This is a genomic window from Bacteroides caecigallinarum (assembly GCF_021530995.1).
GTDB lineage: Bacteria > Bacteroidota > Bacteroidia > Bacteroidales > Bacteroidaceae > Phocaeicola > Phocaeicola faecigallinarum.
In genome coordinates, this window is sequence record NZ_JADYTF010000154.1 from 1 (window position 1) to 6,055 (window position 6,055).

Consider the following 6,055-nt stretch of genomic DNA (forward strand, 5'->3'; position numbering starts at 1 on the left):
GTTTATGTGTTATCGGTTACAAAGATATTACAAATCAATAAGAAACAATAATTATGGGACACAGAAAACACCTTATAGTTTTAATAAGAAGCTCCTGTCATTTAAAAATGACAAGAAGTGTTTTTAAACTTAAACAACAGCCCGTTTTTCTTTTCCAATTATATAGAAATTTCTATATTTACATTTCTAATGTAACCCAAAAACATCTGAACAAAGAAATTAAATAATCCATATACTAATATTTTAAGCAACAGCATTTAAAATGAAAAACAGAATAACAGAACTTTTCGGAATAAAATATCCGATAATATCAGGAGGTATGGTATGGTGCAGTGGTTGGGAACTTGCATCGGCAGTAAGTAATGCAGGAGGACTGGGACTTATAGGTGCAGGCTCAATGTACCCTGAAGTTTTGAGAGAACACATACATAAATGTAATGCTGCAACCGACAAACCATTCGGAGTAAACATTCCATTGATTTCAAAATATTCGGAAGAGCTGATAAAGGTTGTAATAGAAGAAAATGTTCCGATAGTTTTTACTTCTGCCGGAAATCCGAAAGCCTGGACTGCCATGCTGCACGAAAACAAAATAAAAGTCGCTCACGTAGTGGCCAGTACCAAGTTTGCACTTAAATGCCAGGAAGCAGGAGTAGACGCTGTAGTGGCAGAAGGTTTCGAAGCCGGAGGACATAACGGCAAGGAAGAAACCACAACAATGGTTCTGATACCTCAAATCAGAAAACACTTGAGCATTCCTTTGATAGCAGCAGGAGGCATAGCAACAGGAGAAGCCATGCTTGCTTCATTCGCTTTGGGTGCAGAAGGCGTACAGGTAGGAACCCGTTTTGCCATCACAAAGGAAAGTTCGGCTAATGAAGACTTCAAAAAGTTATGTACCGAACTTAACGAAGGGGATACTATACTGGCCTTGAAAAAGCTTGTACCTACACGATTGATAAAAAATGATTTCTACCGTGATGTAGAAGCAGCAGAAAACCGTGGAGCCTCAGCCGAAGAACTGTCAGAAATACTGGGCAAAGGAAGGGCCATGAAAGGTATATTCGAGGGAGATTTGTCAGAAGGTGAACTTGAAATAGGCCAGGTGTCATGTCTGATAAACGACATTCCTTCTACAGAAGAAGTTATACAGAGTATGATAAATGAATACAACGAAGGCATAAAGCATCTTTCATCCATATAAAAAATGACTTCCCGTCAGCAAGTAAGTAGGGCATATATAAGCAGAACCACTTACTTGCAGACTGAAAGTCACATTACCAACACTTATTCGACCACTATTTCATCAGTAAACAGTACACCACCAAACTTGTCGCTAGCCAATGCCTGATAACGTACATATCTGCCGTTAGCTGTTCCTGTCCAGCCGAAGTTCTTGAAAGAAACCTCATCATCTCTCACTACCTCATGTGGAATTTCAGACAATACGGTAAAGTTTTCACCGTCTGAAGATACAGAAATTATAACCTTGGCAGGCATGAATACTTCCGGACCGCAAATCTGCATAAAGTCTGCAGCTACCGAATGTATCTCTGTTTCTTTCTCCAAATCAATCACAACATCAACCCTATTCTTTGTTACAAACCCCTGCCATAGCTGGTCATTATAATTCCACCCTCCACGAAGACCGTCAGTAAGAGTTGCCTCACCGTTAGCCGGATAGCTATCCCAATAAGGAGCGTTATATTTCACTTTCTTTCCTAGGGCAAGATGTTCTACAGGAGCCTGAGCCTCTTTGCGGTTACCTATTTCATTTTTAAGGTCGAAAGGATTATAACCTTTCTGTTTGAGTTCTTCAACTATCTTCAACGCACGTGTATGGAAATCATCCCACGAACGATTTTCCTGTTCAGACCATGCCACCTCTGCCAAAGCTATCATTCGCGGATAAAGCATATATTCTGCATGTTCTTCTGTAGGCACATACTCTGTCCACAGATTGGCCTGAACACCATATATAAGTTCTTTCTCCGAAGCTGAAAGCGAATCAGGCACAGGGTTATAGCTATAAACCTTGCTTAATGGAAGATAGCCTCCAATAGCTTCAGGTTGTGAATATGGCGCATCCTGGTAACCGTCAAGATAACAATACTGACCCGGCGACATAATTGTCTTCTGACCGGCTTTAACAGCCTTTATGCCACCTTCAGTTCCTCTCCATGACATAACCGTAGCATTCGGAGCAAGTCCTCCTTCAAGAATTTCATCCCATCCCAAAAGATTACGGTCATGGCTGTTCAAGAATCTCTCCATACGATGTATCATATAGCTCTGAAGTTCATTAACATCCTTAAGTCCCTCCTTTTTCATACGGGCCTGACACAGCTTACATGTCTTCCATGATGCTTTTCCCGCCTCATCACCACCTATATGGATATACTCGGAAGGGAATATTTCCATCACTTCAAGGAGTACATTTTCAAGAAACTCGAAAACCTTCTCATTACCTACACAGAAATCAGCCTGCTTATATGGAACATGTGTACACGACAATTCAGGATATGCGGTAAGGACCTCTTCCGAATGTGCCGGCATCTCTATTTCAGGAATAATCGTAATGTACTTCTGAGCCGCATATTCCACAAGTTCGCGCATTTCATCTTGAGTATAATATCCTCCCTGTGCTCTTGGGTCCGACTGCTCACAATATTTCCTATCACCAGTCCACCAGTCTTTCCATACAGCCTGCGGACGCCATGCAGCAAACTCGGTAAGGCGAGGGTACTTCTTGATTTCAAGTCTCCATCCGGCAGCATCAGTAAGATGCAGATGAAGACGGTTTATCTTGTAGTATGCAAGAAGGTCAATCTGTTTCTTCACAAAATCCTTATCAAAGAAATGACGTGACACATCGAGCATCATACCTCTATACTGGAAACGGGGTTCGTCCTTTATCTCTATAAAAGGTATTTCTAAAGATTCAGCCGCCATTTGCAATAATGTCTGAACACCGTAAAACAATCCGGCTCCGGACAAGGCTTCAATTTTCACTCCCTTCCCGTCAACTGAAAGTCTATAGCCTTCGGCAGATGTTATACCTTCCAGCGACGGAACCACCTTCAATACAATCCGGTTATCTCCGTTCTCTGCTTCAGATGATTTTATTTTCAAAGGAGAAGCCAGCAGATAAGACGTCAGGTTATTCTTGTCAGCCTCAGTAGCATCAACTGTAAATGTAGTGGAAGGGTTAAGCTTAAACACTCCATTCTGCCATTTTACTTCCGAAGGAACCGGAGTTACCGACAGCTTTCCTTCAACAACTTTCTCTGCACACGACGTCATGTTTATCATCATGGCTCCTGCCATAGCAGAAAAACAAATCAATGAGATTTTTTTCTTAATATTCATATAATCAGATTTTGGTATTTTATTCTATAGTAAGTTCATCCACAAACAAGAAACCAGGACTACCCTTTCCGCCATGCCATGATGGTATACTGCGTTCCGACAACGCTTTAACTTTTACGTAACGTGTCTTGACAGGAGAGAAGTCAAAATGATGAACATAAATCTTATTCGCATCTGTTTCCTTCATTGCAGGATAAGATTCTGAAACAATTTCCTTGAAAGTCTTGTTGTCATCCGAAACAGAAATTGTAATACCTCTTGTATCGAAAATCCAGTCTCCTTTCTCTACGAGTGTACGCATAGTCAATGAAGATATTTCCGTTACATTCTTCAAATCTATCACAGCTTCCAAATCGTTCTTATAGAATCCCAGCCAACGGCCTGTCTTATAATTCATATTTCCGGTCATACCATCAACCAATACTGATTCACCTGTAAACTTATACTGATTATTTATAGGCTGAAGCATTGTTATTGGCTTCATTGATGATTTACTGAATGTAATAGTATCAGTAGTAATATGTGACTTTCCGTTAGGACGTATGGCAACAGTTCTCAACACGCAAGGTTTGTCTATTTTCACCACACCAGTATAAAGCTGAGACTGTTCAGTAGGTTCAGTTCCATCTAATGTATAGTAAACTGAAGCATTATCTACAGTACGCACCGATGCATCAAGCGTACCACTTTCCGTATCAGGAGTAAGAGTCAGCATTACATCGAATATATGCTTAGCATAGTTCCAACCATTAAGTTCGTATATATCAACAAGTCTCACAAGTCTCTTAAGGAACTCATCATAATTTTTCTTTTCAGGGGCACACCACTGAGATTCACAGAGTGCAGCCATACGAGGAAGAACCATATATTCAGCCTGACTGAAGACAGGGATATACTCTGTCCAAAGATTAGCCTGCACACCAATGATGTACTTCTGTTCTTCAGGAGTAAGAGACGAAGGCATAGGCTCATAGCTGTAAACACGTTCCATCGGAAGATATCCGCCTATAGCCAAAGGCTCACTGTCTGTATCTTTAGACTGATAATAGTCAAAATACAAATATGTATTTGGAGTCATGATAACATTATGTTTCTGTTTGGCTGCTTCAATACCACCGCTTTCGCCACGCCATGACATAACTGTAGCATTAGGAGCAAGACCACCTTCAAGTGTTTCGTCCCAACCAATCATCTGACGACCTTTTGAATTCAGGAATGCTTCAGCTTCATGTATGACATAGCTCTGCAAACGTTCTTCCTTTGTATGTTTTTTATCTGTCTTCAGTCCTAAAGCCTTAATTCTGGCCTGACACTTAGGACATTTTGCCCACTGAACCTTAGGACATTCATCACCACCCACATGTATATATTCAGAAGGGAATATCTCTATGATTTCAGCCAATACATCCTTTATAAATTGTATAGTCTTGTCATTTCCGGCACAAAGAACATTGTCCGAAACTCCCCACTGTGTCCACACTTCGTATGGTCCGCCTGTACATCCCAGTTCAGGATATGCAGCCAATGCTCCAAGCATGTGGCCTGGAAGATCAATTTCCGGAATTACTGTGATATATCTCTTTGCAGCATAGTCCACAATTTCCCTTGCCTGCTCCTGAGTATAGAAACCTCCATATGGTTTTCCATCATATTTACCGGAATTACGTCCTATGACGGTTTCTTTACGGTAAGCACCTATCTCCGTAAGTTTAGGATATTTTTTTATTTCTATACGCCATCCCTGATCCTCTGACAAATGCCAGTGAAAACGGTTGATGTTATGAAGGGCAAGAATATCAATATAAGTTTTCAGTTCATCCATTGTGAAGAAATGACGTCCAACATCAAGCATCATTCCACGATAGCTGAATCTTGGTTTGTCTACAATGTCAACAGCCGGAAGCTCTATTGCAGATGCTTTATTTACAGATACTGATTTACGCAAAGTCTGTATTCCGTAGAAGACACCGGCCTCTGTCGGTGCACTGATTACGACATTATCTCCTGTAACTTTCAACTGATAAGCTTCAGGATTTGCATTATCCAATCCAAGTTGAAGAAATATACCTCCACTTTTTCCTTCACCTTCCTGAGTCTTAAGTTCTATACCAGTCTGTTCCTTGATATAGGATGCCAAAAACTCAGCGTTCCGTTTCATCATTTCATTTCCTGGGGTATAGTAAATATTCACCCCATTCTTAAGCAAAAAAGAAGACTGCTGAACTGCAGAAATTTCCAAAGGCATTGGTACTACCTGATAATCAGCCTTTGCTGTTTCTCCAGACGCGCAAGATGACAGAATAACACTTGCAAACGTCAATCCCAGTAAACCGGTTTTAATGATTGTTTTCATTTTGATTATATTTAAGTTGATTAGAAAATATATTCCAGAATAAAGGTACGTTACATAACCGGTGTAAAATTAAAAAAAACTTTCTGAATATCAATGATTCAGAAAGTTTTTTTATAAAAGAGGATGTGTCAAAATGATGCATCCTCTTTTGTTATGTCTGAAGATTAACTTAGTGTTGCAAATAAAACCTGAACATCTCCACATACATCGCCATCTCGGCTAAAGAAAAAATTTTTTGCTCATAATTTTAAGGTTTCAATCCGTTTACTATAACATTTTCATTCTTTTATTTGTAAAAAAATGTTACTAGTCTTCTCTATTATAACTGCAAAG

General features: G+C 40.0%; 3 protein-coding genes. 1 reads left to right on the top strand and 2 read right to left on the bottom strand.

Going from position 1 to position 6,055, the window contains the following annotated elements:
• Nucleotides 1-262: 262 nt before the first annotated feature.
• Nucleotides 263-1,204 carry an NAD(P)H-dependent flavin oxidoreductase gene (locus I6E24_RS14980; protein WP_235329374.1) on the top strand — a complete coding sequence of 314 codons (942 nt, stop codon included), beginning with the start codon at nt 263-265 and terminating at the stop codon, nt 1,202-1,204.
• 83 nt (nt 1,205-1,287) lie between these two features.
• Here the strand turns inward: I6E24_RS14980 and I6E24_RS14985 are convergent, their stop codons facing one another.
• Nucleotides 1,288-3,369 carry a glycoside hydrolase family 20 protein gene (locus tag I6E24_RS14985; protein WP_394800419.1) on the bottom strand — a complete coding sequence of 694 codons (2,082 nt, stop codon included), beginning with the start codon at nt 3,367-3,369 and terminating at the stop codon, nt 1,288-1,290.
• A 19-nt stretch (nt 3,370-3,388) separates the two neighbouring features.
• Nucleotides 3,389-5,722: a glycoside hydrolase family 20 protein gene (locus tag I6E24_RS14990; protein WP_235329376.1), complete on the bottom strand. Its 2,334-nt coding sequence runs from the start codon at nt 5,720-5,722 to the stop codon at nt 3,389-3,391.
• Nucleotides 5,723-6,055: the final 333 nt, after the last annotated feature.